Genomic DNA, 19,353 nt, shown 5'->3' on the forward strand with positions numbered 1-19,353 from the left:
GGAGGAAGCTGTAGGAAACAACAGGGCTCCCAACAAATATACGCAGCACCCGCCCGCAAGGGCTTGGGTGGAACCCTCACATGCCCCCAAGGAAAAACCCTGAGAGAGGCTCTCCTGGCGACCTTTTTCAGGCCTTCTTTTGCGGGGTCTCAGCCGCCTGCGACCGACTGCAGTGCCATCGGCTGGGGCAGCCTGAGCACGTTGCCGGTGCCTGCCACCAGGCCATGCTCGCGCAGGTGGCGCATCACGCGCGAGAAGGTCTCGGGGGCGATGCCCAGCTGGGCGGCGATGAGCCGCTTGCGCTGGTGCAGGGTGACGCTCATGGCGCCGCCCGTGTCGGGTTCGGCGTTCTGCAGCAGCCATTGCGCGCAGCGGGCCTGGGCGTCCTGCGCGAGGCGGCTCACGGCCAGGCCCGACTGCTGCAGGTAGCCCGTGGCCAGGTTGCGCAGCAGGGCCTGCGCGGCGGGCGGCAGCTCGGCGCAATGGCTGCGAAAGGCCTCCACCGGCACATGGCGCAGGTGCACCGGGGTCTGGGCCACCATGTCCATGGCACAGGGTTCGCCCAGCAGCGCCGATGCAGCGTCGAGCCAGAAGGGGGCTTCCACCACGCCGAGCTGGTGGCGCATCTGCCCGTGCTCGCAGATCCCCAGCAGCACCCGCCCACGCTCCAGGTGGGCCACGGTGGCCAGGGTCTGGTGGCGGTGCCTGAGCATGTCACCGGCCGCAGCCATCTGGACCTGGGCCGGCAGGGAGAAAAGGGATGAGGGCAGCATGGACCGAACTGTGCCGCGCGTGGCTGGCGGGCGCATTGAGCAAGATCAAACCGGTGCCACGCGCACGGCCCTGCGCGGTGTCCGCTTTCTGTAAGCACTTGTTCGGCCAGGGGCATGGAACTTGCGAACCCGGTCGGCTGGTTCCGCCCGTGCACCAAGGTGCGGCATGCGGCGGGCACCAGAGCCCCGCGCCGGACCTCCGGCCATTTCCTCACCCCAGGAGTACACAATGAAAACAAACCTGATTGCCCTCTCGCTCGGCGGCGCGCTGCTGTGCGCCAGCGCGGCCACCCAGGCGCAGAGTTCCGTCCAGCTGATGGGCCTGACCGACGTGTTCGTCGGCTCGCTGCGCAACGCCGGCGATGCCGGCCGCGCCACCGTGCTCAACAGCGGTGGCATGACCACCTCGTGGTTCGGCGTCAAGGGCACCGAAGACCTCGGCGGCGGCCTCAAGGCCAACTTCGCACTGACCTCGTTCATCAAGGTGGACAGCGGCGTACAGGGCCGCTTCGTGAACGACACCTTCTTCTCGCGCGATGCCAACGTGGGCCTGTCGGGAGGCTTCGGCACGGTGACCGTGGGCCGCGGCCTGGCGCCCAACTTTCTGCCCTCGATCCTGTCGAACCCCATGGGCGATTCGTTCACCTTCGCGCCCCTGATCCTGCACATGAACGTGCCGCTGTTCAACGGCACGGGCTGGACGGCGACCACGCCTTCGGACACGGGCTGGTCCAACGAGATCATCTACAGCACGCCCAGCCTGGGTGGGCTCACGCTCAATGCCCACTACCAGGTGGGCGAGATCGCGAATGACAACGGCAAGAAGAACATCGGCCTGAACGCGCTGTACTTCAACGGCCCGCTGACCCTGACCGGCTTCTACGAGCGCGACCAGGTCAGCAACCCCGCCGTGCCCAACACCTACCTGGGCACCACCAAGAGCGACTGGATGCTCGGCGGCGCCTACGACTTCAGCGTGGTCAAGGCCTTTGCCAGCTACGGCCAGGCCAAGGCCGACAACAGCGCCAACAAGGCCAAAACGGCACAGCTGGGCGTATCCGTGCCAGTGTTCGGCACCGGCAAGGTGCTGGCCTCGTGGGCCCAGACCGAGCTGTCGGCCACCGACGTCTCGCGCAAGACCTTCACGCTGGGGTATGACCACTTCCTGTCCAAGCGCACCGATGTGTATGCCATGCTGATGAACGACCGCATCACGGCGCGCACCACCGGCAACAGCTTCGGCCTGGGCGTCCGCCACAGATTTTGACGCCAAGGCCGCGCAAGCGGCCTGGCGAGCTACAACACCAGGATCGCCCGAAAGTCGTTGACGTTGGTGTGCGTGGGCCCGGTGACCAGCAGGTCGCCCAGGGCCGCGAAGTAGCCCCAGGCGTCGTTGCGCTGCAGGGCGTCGTTGATGTCGGCGCCCGATGCATGGGCGCGGTACAAGGTGTCGGGCCCGACGAAGGCACCCGCGTTGTTCTCCACGCCGTCGATGCCGTCGGTATCGGCAGCCAGCGCCCAGACCGACGGCTCGCCTTGCAGCGCCTTGGACAGCCCCAGGCAGAACTCGCCGGCGCGGCCGCCGCGGCCGCGCGGGGCGTCGGGTGCACGCGGGCGCACCGTGACCGTGGTTTCGCCACCGGAGAGGATGACGCAGGGCTTGGTGAACGGCTGGCCATGGCGCGCCACCGAGCGCGCCATGGCCGCGTGCACCTTGCCCACGTCGCGCGACTCGCCCTCGATCTCGTCCGAGAGGATGACGGCGTCCACGCCTGCCGCGCGCGCCGCCGCGGCCGCGGCCTCCAGCGCCTGCCAGGGCGTGGCCACCAGGTGCACGGCATGGCCTTCGAATACGGCGTCGCCGGGCTTGGGCGTTTCCAGCGCACCCTCGCGCAGCGCCTGCAGGGTCTGGTGCGGAACCTCGATGCCGTAGCGCACCAGGATGGCCAGCGCCTCGGCGCAGGTGGTGGCATCGGGCACGGTCGGGCCGCTGGCAATGACCGAGGGGTCGTCGCCCGGCACGTCGCTGATGGTCAGCGTGACCACGCGCGCCGGCGCACAGGCCGCCGCCAGCCGCCCGCCCTTGATGCGCGAGAGGTGCTTGCGCACGCAGTTCATCTCGGCGATGTCGGCCCCGCTCTCGAGCAGCGCGCGGTTGATGCGCTGCTTGTCCTCCAGGGTCAGCCCCTCGCCCGGCAGGGTGAGCAGCGAGGAGCCCCCGCCCGAGATCAGGCACAGCACCAGGTCGTCGGCCGTGAGGCCTTGGGTCAGGTCCAGCAGGCGCTGCGCCGCGGCCTCGCCGGCGGCATCGGGCACGGGGTGCGCGGCCTCGATTACCTCGATGCGCTGCACCAGGCCTTCGGGCCGGGGCGGGGTGTGGCCGTAGCGCGTGACGACCAGGCCCGACAGCGGCGCGCCGTGCGGCCACAGGGCTTCGAGCGCCTGGGCCATCGCCCCTGCGCCCTTGCCGCCCCCCAGCACCAGGGTGCGCCCTCGCGGCGGCGCGGGCAGCCAGGCGCGCATGCCGTGCAAGGGCTGGGCGCTGCGCACGGCAACGTCGAACAGGCCCCGCAGAAAGCCGCGGGGATCGGTGTGGAAATCGGGCAACGCGCCGGCCGGGGAAGAAGAGATTTCAGACATGGTGCCCATTGTGCGTGGCCTCGGGCAGACAGGTGGAAACCCGAACCCCTGTAACGCATCTGTCACGAGCGGCCGGTATGGTCAGCCCCCTAGAAGTGACAAATTGCAACCATGGCGCATCCCAAGCAAGAACGTCTCGACCGCATGCTGGCGCTGCTGTCGCCTGCGGCGCGGCTGGGATCAGGGCCGCTGGCGCGGCTCATGCGCGAAGGGGGCCTGCACTGCGTCTTCCAGCCGCTGGGTGACCTGCGCGAAGGCAGCATCTTTGCGCATGAGGCACTGATCCGCGGCCCCGAGGGCACGGCCCTGCACACGCCTGACCTGCTGCTGGAGACCGCCCGGCGCGAGCGCCTGCTGCAGGACTTCGAACTCGTGTGCGTGTTCACCGCCCTCTCGAACTGGGCCGACCACGGCGCGCCCGGCCGGCTGTTCGTGAACATCAGCGCCGATGCGCTGGTGCATGCCGTGGCCCTGTGCGGCGAGCGCCGCCTGGGCGAGACGGTGCGCGCCTTTGGCGTGAGCGCGCGCATGCTGGTGTTCGAGATCACCGAGCACGAGCGCGTGACCGACATGCCCGCGCTGCGCGAGGCCATCCGCGAGGTGCATGCCTGCGGCGCGCGCCTGGCGCTCGACGATTTCGGCGACGGGCGCTCCAGCCTGCGACTGTGGTCCGAGGTCAAGCCCGACTTCGTGAAGATCGACCGCTACTTCATCCACGACATCAGCGAACACCCCGAGAACCTGCAGATGCTGCAGGCCATCAAGGGCATTGCCGACGTGTTCGGCACCACGCTGATCGCCGAGGGCATCGAGACGCGCGACGACCTGCGGGCGCTGCGCGACCTGGCCATCCCCTACGGCCAGGGCTGGGTGCTGGGGCGCCCCGCGCGCACCCCGCGCGAGGCCATCGACGGCCCGGCGCTCGACGTGCTGCAGGACCGCCGCGTGGCCGTGCTGCCCCACCTGGGCCAGACCGCGCGCCCAGGCATCCTGCGCAGCCTGATGGTGCTGCAGGCGCCCACGGTGGCGCCCTCCAGCAGCAACGACGAGGTGGCCGCCCTGCTGCAGGGGCGCACCGACCTGCACGCACTGGCCGTGGTGGATGGCCAGCGCCCGGTGGCGCTGATCAACCGCCAGCAGTTCATGAACCACTACGCCACGCTGTACTTTCGCGAGGTGCATGGGCGCAAGCCCTGCGTCGGCTTTGCCAACAACACGCCGCGCGTGGTGGAGCTCGACTGCGACGTGGACCAGCTCGTGGGCATCCTCACCTCGCAGGACCAGCGCTACCTGAGCGACGGCTACATCGTCACCGATAACGGCCGCTACGTGGGCCTGGGCACGGGTGACCAACTGGTGCGCGCGGTGACCGAGACGCGCATCGAGGCTGCGCGCCACGCCAACCCGCTGACCTTCCTGCCCGGCAACATCCCCATCAGCATGCACATGCAGCGCCTGCTGGAGAGCGGCACCGAGTTCGTCGCCTGCTATGCGGACCTGAACAACTTCAAGCCCTTCAACGACCACTACGGCTACTGGCGTGGCGACCAGATGATCCGCCTGGTGGCGCGCCTGGCCACCACGCACTGCGACGCGCGCCGCGACTTCGTGGGCCATGTGGGGGGCGATGATTTCATGCTCATCTTCCAGAGCAGCAACTGGCTGCAGCGCTGCAAGCACATCGTGGACGAGTTCGCGCGCGAGGCGCTCACCCTGTTCGACGACGGCGCGCGCGCCATGGGCGGCATCCACTCGGAAGACCGGCACGGCGTGCGCCGCTTCTTCCCCTGCACCACGCTGGCCATCGGCGCGGTGCGCATCCAGCCCGGCGTGTACCGCCATGCCGAGGAGGTGGCCAACCTGGCCGCCGTGGCCAAGCACGAGGCCAAGCTGGCCTCCACCGGCGTGGTGCTGCACGGCGGCGAGCTGCCCGGGCCGCCGCACAACGCGCTGCGCGCGCTGCAAAGCGTGCTGGCCGCCTGATGGTCCAGCGCTGCCCCAGGCAGCGCGTCGATCAGGGCGTCTTCGCGCCGTCCTGGAACCAGCGGCCGATGAGGGCGCGCTCGGCGTCCGTCATCTGCGTGGCGTTGTTCATGGGCATGAGCTTTTGCACCACGGCCTGCTGGTAGACCGCCTGGGCGTGCTGCTTGACCAGGGCCGGCGAATCCAGGCGCAGGTTCTTCATCTGCACCTGGGCGCCATGGCACAGGTAGCAGCGCTGCTCCAGCACCGTCTGCACGGCGGCGAATTCGCCACCGGTGCCCGCCGCGGCGGGTGCGGCGGCAGCCGGGGCCGTGGCCGCTGCGGCCTGGGCCGCCGCGGAAGCGGCAGGGGCCGCAGGGGCAGCAGCAACAGCCGCCGCCGGCTTGGCCGCGGCGACGGGTGCCGGTGCTGGTGGGGCCGGCCGCATCCAGACAATGGCGCCCAGCAGGGCCGCCACGCCCACCAGGGCATAGGGCAGCGGATTGGGGTTGCGGCCGAGCTTGTAGCCGTGGCGCATCACGAAGAACTGGCGGATGGCGGCGCCCGCGAACATCATGACGATCAGCACCAGCCAGTTCTGCGCGTGACTCCAGAGGAAGCTGTAGTGGTTGCTCAGCATCGCGAAGATCACCGGCAGCGTGAAGTAGGTGTTGTGCACGCTGCGCTGCTTGCCGCGCTTGCCGTGGATCGGGTCCACCTTCTGCCCCGTGCGGATCTGGCGCACCACGGTGCGCTGGCCGGGGATGATCCAGAAGAACACGTTGGCGCTCATCGAGGTGGCGATCATCGCGCCCACCAGCAGGAAGGCCGCGCGCCCGGCAAACAGGTGGCAGGCCAGCCACGAGGCGATGCACACCAGCACCAGCACCAGGCCGCCGACGATGGCGTCGCCGTTCTTCTTTTGCCCGAAGATGCGGCAGATGCCGTCGTACAGCAGCCAGAACACGACCAGGAAGGCCAGCGCCGCGCCGATGGCTGCGGGCGGCGCCCAGTCCATGCGCGACTTGTCGATCAGGTAGGTGCCGGCGCTCCACAGGTAGGACAGGGTGAACAGCGCAAAGCCGCTGAGCCAGGTGCTGTAGCTCTCCCAGTAGAACCAGTGCAGGTGCTTGGGCAGCTCGGGCGGGGAGACGGCGAACTTGACCGGGTGGTAGAAGCCGCCGCCGTGCACGGCCCAGAGCTCGCCGCTCACGCCCTGCTTCTTCAGGTCTTCGTCCTCTGGCGGCGTGAGGCTGCTGTCCAGAAAGACGAAGTAAAACGACGAGCCAACCCAGGCGATGGCGGTGATGACGTGGACCCAGCGCAGCAGCAGGTTGGCCCAGTCGAGAAGGTAGTGTTCCATTTTTTTCTCAACCTTGGCGGCGTGGGGGGGCACACCGCCTGAACAACCTGCTCACCACTGCGGGCGCTCTGAGCAGAACAGGGGGTCGCGCACCATGGCAAACCAAGCTTGCCGGGGCACCGCTGCGACCCATGGGACCGATGCCGCAACGGCCATCCAGCTCCCGGGTGAAAGTGTATGCAAAAACTGTTCTCAATTCCAGTCCGTAGAGAAACAATCAGGCCTGGGAATACCCTTGAAGCGGATTTGCGACAGCCTGGACTGCCGCCACTGATTGCAAGAGTTGTGCCGCCACGGCCACGGCAATCACCTCGGGCTCCTTGCCCGGGATGCCCGGCACGCCGATGGGGCAGGTCACATGGGCCAGCTCGCGCGCGCTGAAGCCGCGTGCCGTGAGCCGGCTGGTGAAGGTGGCCCACTTGGTCTTGCTGCCAATGAGCCCGATGAAGGGCAGATCGCCCTGCTCGCGCTGGCGCCTGAGGCAGGCGGCCACCACGTCCAGGTCCTCGGCATGGCTGAAGCTCATGATGAGCACGCGCGATCCCGCCGCCAGCGTGGGCACGGCCATCTGCACCGGCTCGGAATGCTCGCAGTGCACATTGGGCGGCGGCGCGTCCGGAAAAATCCCGTCGCGGCTGTCGATCCAGGTCAGCGCAAAGGGCAGCGGCGCCAGCACGCGCGCCAAGGCATGGCCCACATGGCCGCCGCCGAACAGCGCCACCGGGTGCAGGTCGGCCGTAAGGCGCCGGGCCAGGGCCGGGGCGTCCTGCGCGGCCAGGCGCTCGAATTCGAGGTACACCACGCCGCCGCAGCACTGGCCCAGGGCCGGGCCCAGGGCAAAGCGCATCGGCGCCGGGTCGTTCGCGGCGCCAGGGTCTGCCAGGCGGCGGCGCGCCTCGGCAATGGCCTGGTGCTCCAGGTGGCCACCGCCGACGGTGCCCACCAACCTGTGTGCGAACACGGCCATCCACGCGCCCGATTCACGCGGGACGGAGCCTTGGGTAGACTCCACGCTCACCAGACATGCCGGTTCGGCCGCAAGGCCCTCCAGCAACAAACGCAAGTTCTCCACTGCCGCCGTCCTTTCGTTACACCCGCCCACCATGCCCGATACCCCGCCAAATCACCGTCCCGGCAAAGGCCGCCACTGGCTGCTGGCAGGCATCATGGCCGCTGGTGCCGCCCTGGTCGCTGCCTGCAAGTCTGCGCCAGAACCCGCAGCCGCGCCAGCCACGCCAGAGACCCGCCCTCCTACCAGTACCGACATCCAGGGTGTCAAGGGCCCCGTGCCGGCCAGCGCCGGCTCGGCCCGCCCCTCGGCAGCCGCCACGCCCCGCGCCTACCGGCAGGACGGCGCCACCCACCTCTATGGCCTGAACGCCGAGCGCATCTTCAAGGGCAAGCTGCCCCCGCAGCTGTACGCCATCGGCGTGATCGAGGTGGACATCGACCGCACCGGCAAGGTCACGCGCGTGAACTGGCTGCGCGCCCCGCGCCATGCGCCCGAGGTGGTCAAGGAGATCGAGCGCACCGTGCGTGCCGCGGCCCCCTACCCGGTGCCCACGCGCCTGGGCAAGGTGACCTACACCGAGACCTGGCTGTGGGACAAGAGCGGCAAGTTCCAACTCGATACCCTCACCGAAGGTCAGCTCTGAGAGCCTTCAAGAACCGCGGTAGGTGGAGTAGCTCCACGGGCTCACCAGCAGCGGCACGTGGTAGTGCTGGTCTTCGTGTGCAACGCCGAAGTCCAGGCTCACCTGGTTCAGGAAGTTCGGCTCGGGCAATTGCACGCCCTTGGCCTTGAAATACCCCGCCACGTCAAAGCGCAGCCGGTAGGTGCCGGCGCGCAGGCTGGCGTTGTCGAACAGCGGTGCATCGGTGCGGCCGTCGTGGTTGAGCACCAGGCGCTGCAGCAGCGTGGCGGCGTCGCCGTGGGTGGAATACAGGGCGACTTCCATGCCGGCCGCGGGGCAGCCATTCATGGTGTCCAGAACATGCGTGCTCAAGCCCATAGGGATTCTCCTGAAGGATGGGGATAGGAAAAATGCAATCTGTAGACCAAAAGTGTATACACTTTTCGCCAATCCTCCTATCATGTCGCCATGGAATCTTCATCCACCAGTGCCATCGTCGAGGCGTTGACCCGCGCCATCGTTGAACACCGCCTGCAGCCCGGCACCAAGCTGGCCGAGCAGAAGCTTGCCGACCACTTCGGCGTCTCGCGCACGCTGGTGCGCCAGGCGCTGTTCCAGATGGCGCAAAACAAACTGGTCACGCTGGAGCCCGCGCGCGGCGCCTTTGTCTCCACCCCCTCGGTGGAAGAGGCGCGCCAGGTGTTCGCCGTGCGCCGCATGCTCGAGACCGAGATGACCCGCGCCTTCGTGCGCAGCGTCACGCCGGCCAAGATCAAGGCCTTGCGCGCCCACGTGGCCAGCGAGAAGGCCGCCATGGGCACGGCCGACGCCAGCAGCCGCACCGAGCTCTTGGGCGACTTCCACGTGCGCATGGCCGAGCTCATGGGCAACGAGGTGCTGGCCCACCTGCTGGGCGACCTGATCTCGCGCTGCGCGCTGATCACGCTGATGTACCAGTCGGCCAGTGCCGCAGAACATTCGCACGAGGAACACGGCGAGATCGTCACCGCGCTGGCCGCGCGCGACGAGGACCAGGCCGTGGCCCTCATGCAGTCGCACCTCGAGCATGTCGAGGCCAGCCTCACCTTCGACCGCAAGCGCCCTGCCAGCGACCTGGCCATGGCGCTCGCCCCCGTGACCTCCGTTTCGTGAGCAGACACACCATGATCTACGACTCCACCCACCCCTACCCCCGCGACCTCGTCGGCTACGGCCCCAACCCGCCCCATGCCCAGTGGCCCGGCCAGGCACGCATTGCCGTGCAGTTCGTGCTCAACTACGAAGAGGGCGGCGAAAACGCCACCCTGCACGGCGACGCGGGCTCGGAGCAGTTCCTCTCGGAAATGTTCAACCCCGCCAGCTACCCCGAGCGGCACATGAGCATGGAGGGCATCTACGAATACGGCTCGCGTGCCGGCGTGTGGCGCATCCTGCGCGAATTCGACAAGCGCCAGCTGCCGCTCACCGTGTTCGGCGTATCGACGGCGCTGCAGCGCCACCCCGAGCTGACCCAGGCCTTCGTGCAGGCCGGCCACGAGATCGCCTGCCACGGCCTCAAGTGGATCCACTACCAGCACATCCCCGAAGAGGTGGAGCGCGCCCACATGGCCGAGGCCATGGCCATCATCGAGCGCATGACAGGCCAGCGCGCGACCGGCTGGTACACCGGGCGCGACAGCCCCAACACCCACCGCCTGGTGGCCGACTTCGGCGGCTTCGAGTACGACAGCGACTACTACGGCGACGACCTGCCCTTCTGGATGAAGGTGCAGCGCAGCGACGGCAGCGTGGCGCCCCAGCTCATCGTGCCCTACACGCTGGACTGCAACGACATGCGCTTTGCCCTGCCCCAGGGTTATTCGCACGCCGACCCGTTCTTCCAGTACCTCAAGGACACCTTCGACGCCCTGTACGCCGAAGGCGACCCCGACGGCGACAACGCGCCCAAGATGATGAGCATCGGCATGCACTGCCGCCTGCTCGGCCGCCCCGGCCGCATCACGGCGCTGCAGCGCTTCCTGGACCACATCGCCCAGCACGACAAGGTGTGGGTGGCGCGCCGCGTGGACATCGCGCGCCACTGGGCCCAGGTGCATCCCTTCAACGACACCACCGTCACCAGCAAGGCCTGACCACCATGGCACTCACCCTTGACCAACTCAACGCGGCCACCCCGGCCGAGGCCCTGCAGTGGCTGGACGGCGTGTACGAGCACTCGCCCTGGATCGCAGAGCAGGCGCTGGCCCAGCGCCCCTTCCGCTCGCTGGCGCACCTGCGCCACGCCCTGGCCCAGGCCGTGCGCACCGCGCCGCAGGATGCGCAGCTGGCGCTGATCCGCGCCCACCCGGAACTGGCCGGCAAGGCCATGGTGGCCAACAGCCTCACGGCCGAGTCGACCAACGAGCAGAGCAAGGCCGGCCTGGCCCAGTGCACGCCCGAGGAGTTCGCGCGCATCCAGAAGCTCAATGCGGACTACAACGCGCGCTTTGGCTTCCCCTTCATCCTGGCGGTGCGCGGGCCGCGCGGCGCGGGCCTGCCACGCCAGGAGATCATCGCCACCTTTGCGCGCCGGCTGGACAACCACCCCGACTTCGAGCGCGCCGAGGCGCTGCGCAACATCCACCGCATTGCCGAGATCCGCCTGAACGACAAGTTCGACGCCGAGCCCGTGCTGGGCAACGACGTGTGGGACTGGCAGGAGAACCTGGCCCAGCACTCGGACCCCGGTTTTGCCGAAAAGGGCCAGCTCACCGTCACCTACCTCACCGACGCACACCGCGCCTGCGCCCAGCGCATCAGCCACTGGATGCGCGACTGCGGCTTCGACGAGGTCGAAGTGGACGCCGTGGGCAACGTGGTGGGCCGCTACCACCCTGCCGCTGGCGCCGCACAAGGCAAGTACCTGATGACCGGATCGCACTACGACACGGTGCGCAACGGCGGCAAGTACGACGGGCGGCTGGGCATCTTCGTGCCCATGGCCTGCGTGCGCGAGCTGCACCGCGCCGGCAAGCGCCTGCCCTTCGGCATCGAGGTCATTGGCTTTGCCGAAGAAGAAGGCCAGCGCTACAAGGCCACCTTCCTCGGGTCGGGCGCGCTCATCGGCCATTTCAACAACGCCTGGCTGGACCAGAAGGACGCCGACGGTGTGACCATGCGCGAGGCCATGCAGCATGCCGGCCTGTGCATCGACGACATCCCCAAGCTGCAACGCGACGCCGCGCAGTACCTGGGCTTCATCGAGGTGCACATCGAACAGGGCCCGGTGCTCAACGAGCTGGACCTACCGCTGGGCGTGGTCACCTCCATCAATGGCGGCGTGCGCTACATCGGCGAGATGATCGGCATGGCCAGCCATGCCGGCACCACCCCCATGGACCGCCGCCGCGACGCCGCCGTGGCCGTGGCCGAGCTGGCCCTGTACATCGAGCAGCGCGCCGCCAAGGACGGCGACTCGGTGGGCACCATCGGCCTGCTGAACGTGCCTGGCGGCTCCATCAACGTGGTGCCCGGCCGCTGCCAGTTCAGCCTGGACCTGCGCGCCCCCAACGACCCGCAGCGCGACGCGCTGGCCCGCGACGTGCTCGACGAGCTGGCCCGCATCGCCGCACGGCGCGGCATGCGCTACACGCTGGAAGAATCCATGCGCGCCGCCGCCGCCCCCAGCTCACCCGCCTGGCTGCACCGCTGGGAACGCGCCGTCGACGCCCTGGGCGTACCCGTGTTCCGCATGCCCAGCGGCGCCGGGCACGATGCGATGAAGCTGCACGAGATCATGCCGCAGGCCATGCTCTTCGTGCGCGGCCTGAACGCCGGCATCAGCCACAACCCGCTCGAATCCACCACCAACAACGACATGCAGCTGGCCGTGGACGCCTTCACGCACGTGCTGCAACAGCTCTCCGAGGAAACCCCCGCATGACCACCACCCCAACGACCGACTACGCCGCACTGGATGCGTGGATCGACCAGCACTTCGACGAGGAAGTGCAGTTTCTGCAGGCGCTGGTGCGCGTGCCCACCGACACGCCCCCGGGCAACAACGCGCCCCACGCCGAGCGCACGGCAGAGCTGCTCCGTGACTTTGGCTACGAGGCCGAAAAGCACGCCGTGCCCGCCGCCGACGTGCAGGCCTACGGCATGGAGTCGATCACCAACCTGATCGTGCGCCGCAAGTACGGCAGCGAAGGCAAGGGCCCGACCATCGCCCTGAACGCCCACGGCGATGTGGTGCCCCCCGGCGAAGGCTGGACGCACGACCCCTACGGCGCCGAGATCGTGGACGGCAAGATGTACGGCCGCGCCACCGCCGTGAGCAAGAGCGATTTCGCCAGCTTCACCTTTGCGCTGCGTGCTCTCGAAGCCGTGGCCCAGCCTGCCCAGGGCGCGGTGGAACTGCACTTCACCTACGACGAAGAGTTTGGCGGCGAACTCGGCCCCGGCTGGCTGCTGCAAAAGGGCCTGACCAAGCCGGACCTGATGATCGCGGCCGGCTTCTCGTACGAGGTGGTCACCGCCCACAACGGCTGCCTGCAGATGGAAGTGACGGTGCACGGCAAGATGGCGCACGCCGCCGTGCCCCACACCGGCGTGGACGCGCTGCAGGGCGCCGTGCACATCCTGAACGCGCTGTACGCGCAGAACCAGGAGTACTTGAAGGTCACCTCCAACGTGGCCGGCATCAAGCACCCCTACCTGAACGTGGGCCGTATCGAGGGCGGCACCAACACCAACGTGGTGCCCGGCAAGGTGAGCTTCAAGCTCGACCGCCGCATGATCCCCGAGGAGAACCCGGTGGAGGTGGAAGCCGCTATCCGCCGCGTGATCGAGACCGCTGCAGGCGAGCGCGCCGGCATCTCGGTGGAAATCCGCCGCCTGCTGCTGGCCAACGCCATGACACCGCTGGCCGGCAACAAGCCGCTGGTCGATGCCATCCAGAAGCACGCGCAAGAGTTGCTGGGCGAGCCCGTGCCCGCCCTGGGCACGCCCCTGTACACCGACGTGCGCCTGTACGTGGAGCGCGGCATTCCCGGCGTGATCTACGGCGCCGGCCCGCGCACCGTGCTCGAATCGCATGCCAAGCGCGCCGACGAGCGCCTGGACCTGGAAGATCTGCGCCGTGCGACCAAGGTGATCGCACGCACGTTGAAGGACCTGTTGGCGTAAGCCAGCCCCCTCGGGGCTGGGCGCGCTACACACGCCCGGCCCCGTAGCCGCCCCGCCCACACCAAGCGGTAGACCGGTGGCGAACGTCCATCCCTTGGTGGACGGACTGGATGGCAAGGCGCCACGCCCCGTGGCACCATCAGATTGCACCCCCGTGAACCTTTTTTCCGGTCCGCAACACCCCTAGAGTCATGGGCTTGCACCCACTCGTCCTGCCCTTCAGGACTGCGCAGCCATGACCTCATCCCCGACCGATTTCACCCGACCCGCAACCGGCGGGAGCGCCTGCCGGCGGGGGATGACGCGCGCGCATGGGGCGCATACCCAATCGGCATGACCCGGTGATTACGCGCAGCCCGGGCCACCCCTACACTTACCCTGGGCCCCTTTCGCGTGCCGATTCGCGGGCCTGACTTCCAAAATCCTACAAAGCAATAACCAAGGAGCACCTACCAATGAGCATCCGCCACACCTTGCTGGCCAGCAGCGTCGCACTGGCCCTGGCCAGCCTGACCGCCTGCAGCAGCACCCCGACGGCCGTAACTGCCGTCCCGGCATCCGCGCCGGCAGTACAGCAGACGGCAGCGGCCCAGGCCGCCAGCGCCGCCTATGACTTCGACATGGACGTGTTCCACCCCGTGGTGGCGCGCAACGGCATGGTCGCCACCGAACAGGAACTGGCCTCGCAGATCGGCCTCGACATCCTGAAGGCCGGCGGCAACGCGGTGGACGCGGCCGTGGGCATCGGCTTTGCGCTGGCCGTGGCCCTGCCCAATGCGGGCAACCTGGGCGGCGGCGGCTTCATGATGGTGCACGACGCCAAGACCGGCAAGAGCGTGGCCCTGGACTTCCGCGAAGTGGCGCCCATCAAGGCCACGCGCGACATGTACCTGGACGACAAGGGCAACGTGGTGGACGGCAAGTCGCTGTTCACCCACTACGCCGTGGGCGTGCCCGGCACCGTGGCCGGCATGGAGCATGCGCTCAAGACCTGGGGCACCTTGCCGCTGTCGCGCGTGATCGCCCCGGCCATCGAGCTGGCAGACCGGGGCTTCCCCGTGAGCGAAACCCTGGCCAAGATCCTGCAGCAGGAAAAGAAGAACATGGGCAAATGGCCCGCCACCCAGGCCATCTTCTGGAAGAACGGCGAGCCCCTGAAGGTGGGCGACCCGCTGGTGCAAAAAGACCTGGCCCAGTCCATGCGCCTGATCGGCCAGCAAGGCGCCAAGGCGTTCTACGAAGGCGAGATCGCCCAGAAGATCGCAGCCGAGATGGCACCGCACGCCGGCGCCCTCAGCCTACAGGACCTGCGCGAGTACAAGGTGGCCGAGCGCGTGCCCACGCGCGGCACCTACCGCGGCTATGAGATCGTGACCATGCCGCCACCCTCTTCCGGCGGCCCGCACCTGGTGCAGATTTTGAACATGCTGGAGCCCCTGCCCCTGGCCCAGTGGGGCCCCAACAGCGCCCAGACCATCCACTACATGGCCGAGAGCATGAAGCTGGCGTACGCCGACCGCGCCGAGTACCTGGGCGACCCGGACTTCGTGAAGATCCCGCTCAAGGGCCTGACCTCCAAGCGCTACGCCGAGTCGCTGGCCAAGGGCATCGACGGCAACACCGCGCGCACGGGCAAGAGCATCAAGCCCGGCCAGCCCCAGCCGTACGAGAGCGACCAGACCACCCACTACTCCGTGGTGGACAAAGCCGGCAACGCCGTGGCCGTGACCTACACGCTGAACACCAACTTCGGCAGCGGCATCGTCGCCAAGGGCACGGGCATCTTGCTCAACAACGAGATGGACGACTTCTCGGCCAAGCCCGGCGTGGCCAATGCCTACGGCCTGGTCGGCGGCGACGCCAACGCAGTCGCAGCCAAGAAGCGCCCCCTGTCGTCGATGACGCCCACCCTGGTGCTCAAGGACGGCAGGCCCACCCTGGTGACCGGCAGCCCCGGCGGCGCGCGCATCATCACCACGGTGCTGCAGACCGTGGTGAACACGATTGATTTCGGCATGAACCCCGCTGAAGCCGCTGCTGCACCGCGCGTGCACCACCAGTGGACGCCGGATGAGCTGCGCGTGGAAAAGGGCCTGTCGCCCGACACCCTGGCCCTGCTCAAGCAACGTGGCCACAACATCGCGGTGAAGCCTTCGATGGGGCGCACGCAGACGATTCAGCTGCGCGGTGGCGCGCTGTATGGGTACTCGGATCCGCGCAATCCGGATGGGAAGACGTTGGGGTATTGAGTGATCGATGGGTGGGCCTGCGTGGCAGGCCTACCGACCAGCAAAGGCCGCGCCCCTCACGGGGCGCGGCCTTTTTGTCGACGTTTCACGGCTCAACCCAACACCTGCCCGGGGTACACCGCCCCGATGGCCGGGGTGCCAACACAGCATCGCAGTGCCTGCGCTATAGTGATCCAGCACATCGGCGGGCCTCCTCACCCACCGACACGGCCCTCTACATCTGAAGAGCATGCACCGCGCCGCCTGGCCCCCTCTCTGACATCTTTTGAATGATGTTCCGCCTGATCCCAGTGCGTCTATGACGTGCGGGAGTGGCTGCATATCAATGCCCCCGGCAAGCCCCTTGCCGCGGGCGGTCGTTTTTCGCCCGGTCATTCCATCGAACGACCGGCGAACCGCAAACCCAAAATACTGTCAGGTCAACACATGCAATTCTTCAATGTGATGATGGCGTACGCCATCCCTCTTGTCCCCCGCTTTCTGGTCCAGCGCATATCGCGCCGTTACATCGCCGGCGCGGACCTCACCCAAGCCGTCGCCCGCATCCGGCAGCTGAACGCACAGGGCTTTCCGGTCACCGTGGATGATCTTGGGGAGCTGGTCATCACGCCCGGTCACGCCGATGCGATGGTCGACGAGTACGAACAGGTGCTGCAGGCCATTGATCGAGAGCAGCTGCAAGCCACCATCTCCGTCAAACCATCCGCCGTGGGCTTGCTTCTGGATGCAAAGGCCTGCGGCGAGCGGCTTGAGCAGCTGTTAGCCTCTGCAGCAGCCCACGCCACAAGCATCTGCCTGGACATGGAGGACGCCTCGTGTACGCAGGCCGAAATCGACCTCTTCGGCAGCCTTGCCCAGTGCCACCGCAATGTGCACTTGGCGGTGCAAGCCTACCTTCGGCGAACGCACCGGGACATGGAGTTCCTGCTGGGGCTGAGAGCCACCATGCGGATCTGCAAAGGCATCTATGTCGAGCAGCCCGACCACTTGGTCGATGGCGCGCTGAGCAACCGAACCGCGATCAATCCGCACTTCCTCGCGCACGTCTCCCGGTGCTTCGAAGCTGGCACCTTCGTCGCAGTTGCCACCCATGATGCAGCGCTTATCCAGGAGGTCGTCCACCTCGCCAGGAGAACGAAGATCAGTGCAACCGCGTTTGAATTCCAGATGCTCCTGGGCGTCTGCGAGCCACTGCGCGACCAGTTGCGCACGATGGGGTTCACCGTGAGGATCTATGTTCCCTACGGAAAGGACTGGTACGGCTACAGCACGCGCCGGATCAAAGAGAACCCGCAAATCGTCGGACACCTGGCTCGTGCGTTGATGGGGTACTGACAGCCCTCTCGAAGTTCCGCAGGGGCTGGTAGTGCATGAGGATGTACTCCAGTCCCTGCGCGCCATCACGCGCCCATATCTGGGATAGATGTCCGCAGCATCCATGGCTCCAGGGGCGTAGCGCCTGGCTAATTCTTTCGGAGGCAAGCCATCCAGGAAATGGGACCACCTCGCGGACCTGCTCGGGCAGGTCTCGGCATGCGCCAAGGTGCGCAGCCAGTAACAGGCTGCCTGCAGCCCTGCATGTGGCATGTTTTCAAGGCCCATTGTTCAGCAATGCGGACGCCCGGTTTGAACCGGCATTGCAACGGCAGGCGCCAGGACAACGAGCAAGAGGTAGGCGTCGGCGCTCCCCATTTGCCGCGCACTGCGCTTTCGCATTCGTGCGCCGGCCCCCGGGCATACCCTCATACGCCCAAGCCCCAACTTGCCTACAGTTCTTGTATGCAAGATTTGCTTTCAAGACACAACTGAAGGAGACATGGGCATGCGGCGGTTTTTCAAATCCCTTTTTGGCCAGGTGGTGCTGGCCCTCATAGCCGGCGTGGTGGTGGGCTTGGTGTGGCCCGACACGGCCATTGCCCTCAAGCCCCTGGGCGATGGCTTCATCAAGCTGATCAAGATGCTGATCCCGCTGATCGTGTTCTGCGTGGTGGTGCATGGCATCGCGGGCACGGGGGACCTCAAGCGCGTGGGCCGGGTGGGGGTGAAGTCGCTGATCTACTTCGAGCTGGTGACCACCGTGGCGCTGGTGCTGGGGCTGGTGCTGGCCTTTGTGTTCCAGCCCGGCGTGGGCATGAACGTGGACCCCAAGGCGCTGGACCCCAAGGCCATGGGCGCCTATGTGGAGAACGCGGGCAAGCTCACGGGGGGCGGGTTCACGGACTTTCTGCTCAAGCTGATCCCGAACACGGCCGTGAGCGCGTTTGCCAATGGCGACGTGCTGCAGGTGCTGCTGTTCTCCATTGTGTTCGGCTGTGCGCTGGCGATGCTGGGTGAGCGCGGGGCGCGGGTCACGGTGCTGATCGAGGACCTGTCGCACGTGCTGTTCAAGACCATGGGCATCATCATCAAGCTGGCGCCGCTGGGCGTGCTGGGTGCCATTGCCTTCACGGTGGGCAAGTACGGCATCGGCTCACTCAAGCAGTTGGGCATGCTGGTGGTTCTGTTCTATGCAGCGGTGGTCATCTTCGTGGTGGTGGTGCTGGGCACCATCATGCGGGTGTCGGGTTTCAGCCTGTTCAAGCTGCTGCGCTACCTGCGCGAAGAGCTGGCGGTGGTGTTTGCCACCACCTCGTCGGACAGCGTGCTGCCGCAGATCATGGCCAAGCTCAAGCACATGGGCATCCGCGATTCGACAGTGGGGCTGGTGATCCCCACGGGCTATTCGTTCAACCTGGACGCGTTTTCGATCTACATCACGCTGGCGGCGGTGTTCATTGCCCAAGCCACCAATACGCCGATCTCGATGGCCGACCTGTTGACCATTCTGGCGATCTCGCTGGTCACGTCCAAGGGCGCACACGGGGTGCCGGGCTCGGCCATCGTGGTGCTGGCGGCCACGCTGCAGGCGATTCCGGCCATTCCGGCGATTGGCCTGGTGCTGGTGCTGTCGGTAGACTGGTTCATGGGCATTGCCCGGGCCCTGGGCAACCTGATCGGCAACTGCGTGGCCACGGTGGCGATTGCCGCGTGGGAGGGCGATATCGACCGCGAGCGCGCGCACGCGGTGCTGGACGGCAAGGCCGTGGAATCGCTGAAGGAGTGAGCGTGCAGCCGCATCGTTCACTGAACCGCCGGCTGCTGGTGCTCAAGGGTGCTGCAGCCACCGCCGGCCTGGGCTGGGGCGGCTCCGCCCTGGCACAGGGCACTGCAGCACCTGCGGACCAGCTGGAGCGCATCCTGCGCAGCAAGGTGCTGCGCGTGGCGGTGCCGCAGGATTTTCCGCCCTTTGGCTTCACGCGCAATGGCGTGTTCGATGGCTTTGACATTGCCGTGGCGCGCATGCTGGCGGCCGACCTGCGGGTGAGCCTGAAGACGCTGCCCGTGGCCAGCGGCGATCGCATGGCCGCGCTGCTGGAAGACCGGGTGGACATCATCATCGCCAGCCTGGGCAAGACGGCCGAGCGCGAGAAAGAGATCGACTTCTCCAGCGCCTACGCGCCCACCTACATCGGTGTGTTTGGCGACACCGCCGCGCCGGGTGGCACGGGCGATGCAGCGGCTGGCGC

The 19,353-nt window shown here is 67.5% G+C and carries 16 protein-coding genes; 11 read left to right on the top strand and 5 right to left on the bottom strand.

Translation table 11 applies throughout. The features are described from left to right. Positions 1-149 precede the first annotated feature (149 nt). On the bottom strand, positions 150-773 hold the full coding sequence (locus tag PMI14_RS00535) for a Crp/Fnr family transcriptional regulator (protein WP_007847903.1): 624 nt from the start codon (positions 771-773) through the stop codon (positions 150-152). A gap of 229 nt (positions 774-1,002) precedes the next feature. Between PMI14_RS00535 and PMI14_RS00540 the strand changes: the two genes are divergently transcribed. Further along, a complete protein-coding gene (locus PMI14_RS00540) occupies positions 1,003-2,040 on the top strand; it encodes a porin (protein WP_007847906.1) in 1,038 nt (345 codons plus the stop codon). Between the two features lie 29 nt (positions 2,041-2,069). Here the strand turns inward: PMI14_RS00540 and PMI14_RS00545 are convergent, their stop codons facing one another. Next, positions 2,070-3,413 (bottom strand): glycerate kinase, encoded by a 1,344-nt coding sequence (locus tag PMI14_RS00545; RefSeq protein ID WP_035201812.1) that lies wholly within the window; start codon positions 3,411-3,413, stop codon positions 2,070-2,072. Between the two features lie 111 nt (positions 3,414-3,524). On the opposite strand from PMI14_RS00545, the gene PMI14_RS00550 reads away from it, so the two are divergent. Beyond that, positions 3,525-5,396 carry a phosphodiesterase gene (locus PMI14_RS00550; RefSeq protein WP_007847911.1) on the top strand — a complete coding sequence of 624 codons (1,872 nt, stop codon included), beginning with the start codon at positions 3,525-3,527 and terminating at the stop codon, positions 5,394-5,396. A gap of 31 nt (positions 5,397-5,427) precedes the next feature. On the opposite strand, the gene PMI14_RS00555 is transcribed toward PMI14_RS00550, so the two are convergent. Beyond that, complete coding sequence (locus PMI14_RS00555; protein WP_007847914.1) at positions 5,428-6,738, bottom strand: urate hydroxylase PuuD; 1,311 nt, start codon at positions 6,736-6,738, stop codon at positions 5,428-5,430. 217 nt (positions 6,739-6,955) lie between these two features. After that, positions 6,956-7,843 (bottom strand): xanthine dehydrogenase accessory protein XdhC, encoded by an 888-nt coding sequence (xdhC, locus tag PMI14_RS00560; RefSeq protein WP_052024296.1) that lies wholly within the window; start codon positions 7,841-7,843, stop codon positions 6,956-6,958. Between xdhC and PMI14_RS00565 the strand changes: the two genes are divergently transcribed. Continuing rightward, positions 7,842-8,393 (top strand): hypothetical protein, encoded by a 552-nt coding sequence (locus tag PMI14_RS00565; RefSeq protein ID WP_193353604.1) that lies wholly within the window; start codon positions 7,842-7,844, stop codon positions 8,391-8,393. The two genes, xdhC and PMI14_RS00565, sit on opposite strands and share 2 nt — an antisense overlap. Positions 8,394-8,399: 6 nt before the next feature. Here PMI14_RS00565 and uraH read toward each other — a convergent pair whose 3' ends face one another. After that, entirely contained in the window at positions 8,400-8,750 is a 351-nt protein-coding gene (uraH, locus tag PMI14_RS00570; protein ID WP_007847921.1) for a hydroxyisourate hydrolase, read from the bottom strand. Positions 8,751-8,840: 90 nt separating this feature from the next. On the opposite strand from uraH, the gene PMI14_RS00575 reads away from it, so the two are divergent. From PMI14_RS00575 to PMI14_RS00610, 8 genes are all read left to right on the top strand, one after another. Next, positions 8,841-9,524 carry a GntR family transcriptional regulator gene (locus tag PMI14_RS00575; RefSeq protein WP_007847924.1) on the top strand — a complete coding sequence of 228 codons (684 nt, stop codon included), beginning with the start codon at positions 8,841-8,843 and terminating at the stop codon, positions 9,522-9,524. An 11-nt stretch (positions 9,525-9,535) separates the two neighbouring features. Then, on the top strand, positions 9,536-10,504 hold the full coding sequence (gene puuE, locus PMI14_RS00580; protein ID WP_007847926.1) for an allantoinase PuuE: 969 nt from the start codon (positions 9,536-9,538) through the stop codon (positions 10,502-10,504). 5 nt (positions 10,505-10,509) lie between these two features. Further along, complete coding sequence (gene uraD, locus PMI14_RS00585; protein WP_007847929.1) at positions 10,510-12,294, top strand: 2-oxo-4-hydroxy-4-carboxy-5-ureidoimidazoline decarboxylase; 1,785 nt, start codon at positions 10,510-10,512, stop codon at positions 12,292-12,294. After that, positions 12,291-13,538, top strand: a complete 1,248-nt coding sequence (locus PMI14_RS00590; RefSeq protein WP_007847932.1) for an ArgE/DapE family deacylase — start codon at positions 12,291-12,293, stop codon at positions 13,536-13,538. Before uraD ends, PMI14_RS00590 begins: the two co-directional genes overlap by 4 nt. A 455-nt stretch (positions 13,539-13,993) precedes the next feature. Then, complete coding sequence (gene ggt, locus PMI14_RS00595) at positions 13,994-15,787, top strand: gamma-glutamyltransferase (RefSeq protein ID WP_007847934.1); 1,794 nt, start codon at positions 13,994-13,996, stop codon at positions 15,785-15,787. A 426-nt stretch (positions 15,788-16,213) separates the two neighbouring features. Beyond that, positions 16,214-17,122 (top strand): proline dehydrogenase family protein, encoded by a 909-nt coding sequence (locus PMI14_RS00600; RefSeq protein ID WP_007847936.1) that lies wholly within the window; start codon positions 16,214-16,216, stop codon positions 17,120-17,122. A 487-nt stretch (positions 17,123-17,609) separates the two neighbouring features. Next, positions 17,610-18,890, top strand: coding sequence for a C4-dicarboxylate transporter DctA (locus tag PMI14_RS00605; protein ID WP_007847937.1), 1,281 nt, complete (start codon positions 17,610-17,612; stop codon positions 18,888-18,890). Positions 18,891-18,892: 2 nt separating this feature from the next. Then, positions 18,893-19,353 (top strand): transporter substrate-binding domain-containing protein (locus PMI14_RS00610; protein WP_007847939.1); only part of this gene is annotated, 461 nt, incomplete at its 3' end.

The sequence above is a fragment of the Acidovorax sp. CF316 genome (assembly GCF_000276605.1).
Taxonomy (GTDB): Bacteria; Pseudomonadota; Gammaproteobacteria; order Burkholderiales; family Burkholderiaceae_C; genus Acidovorax.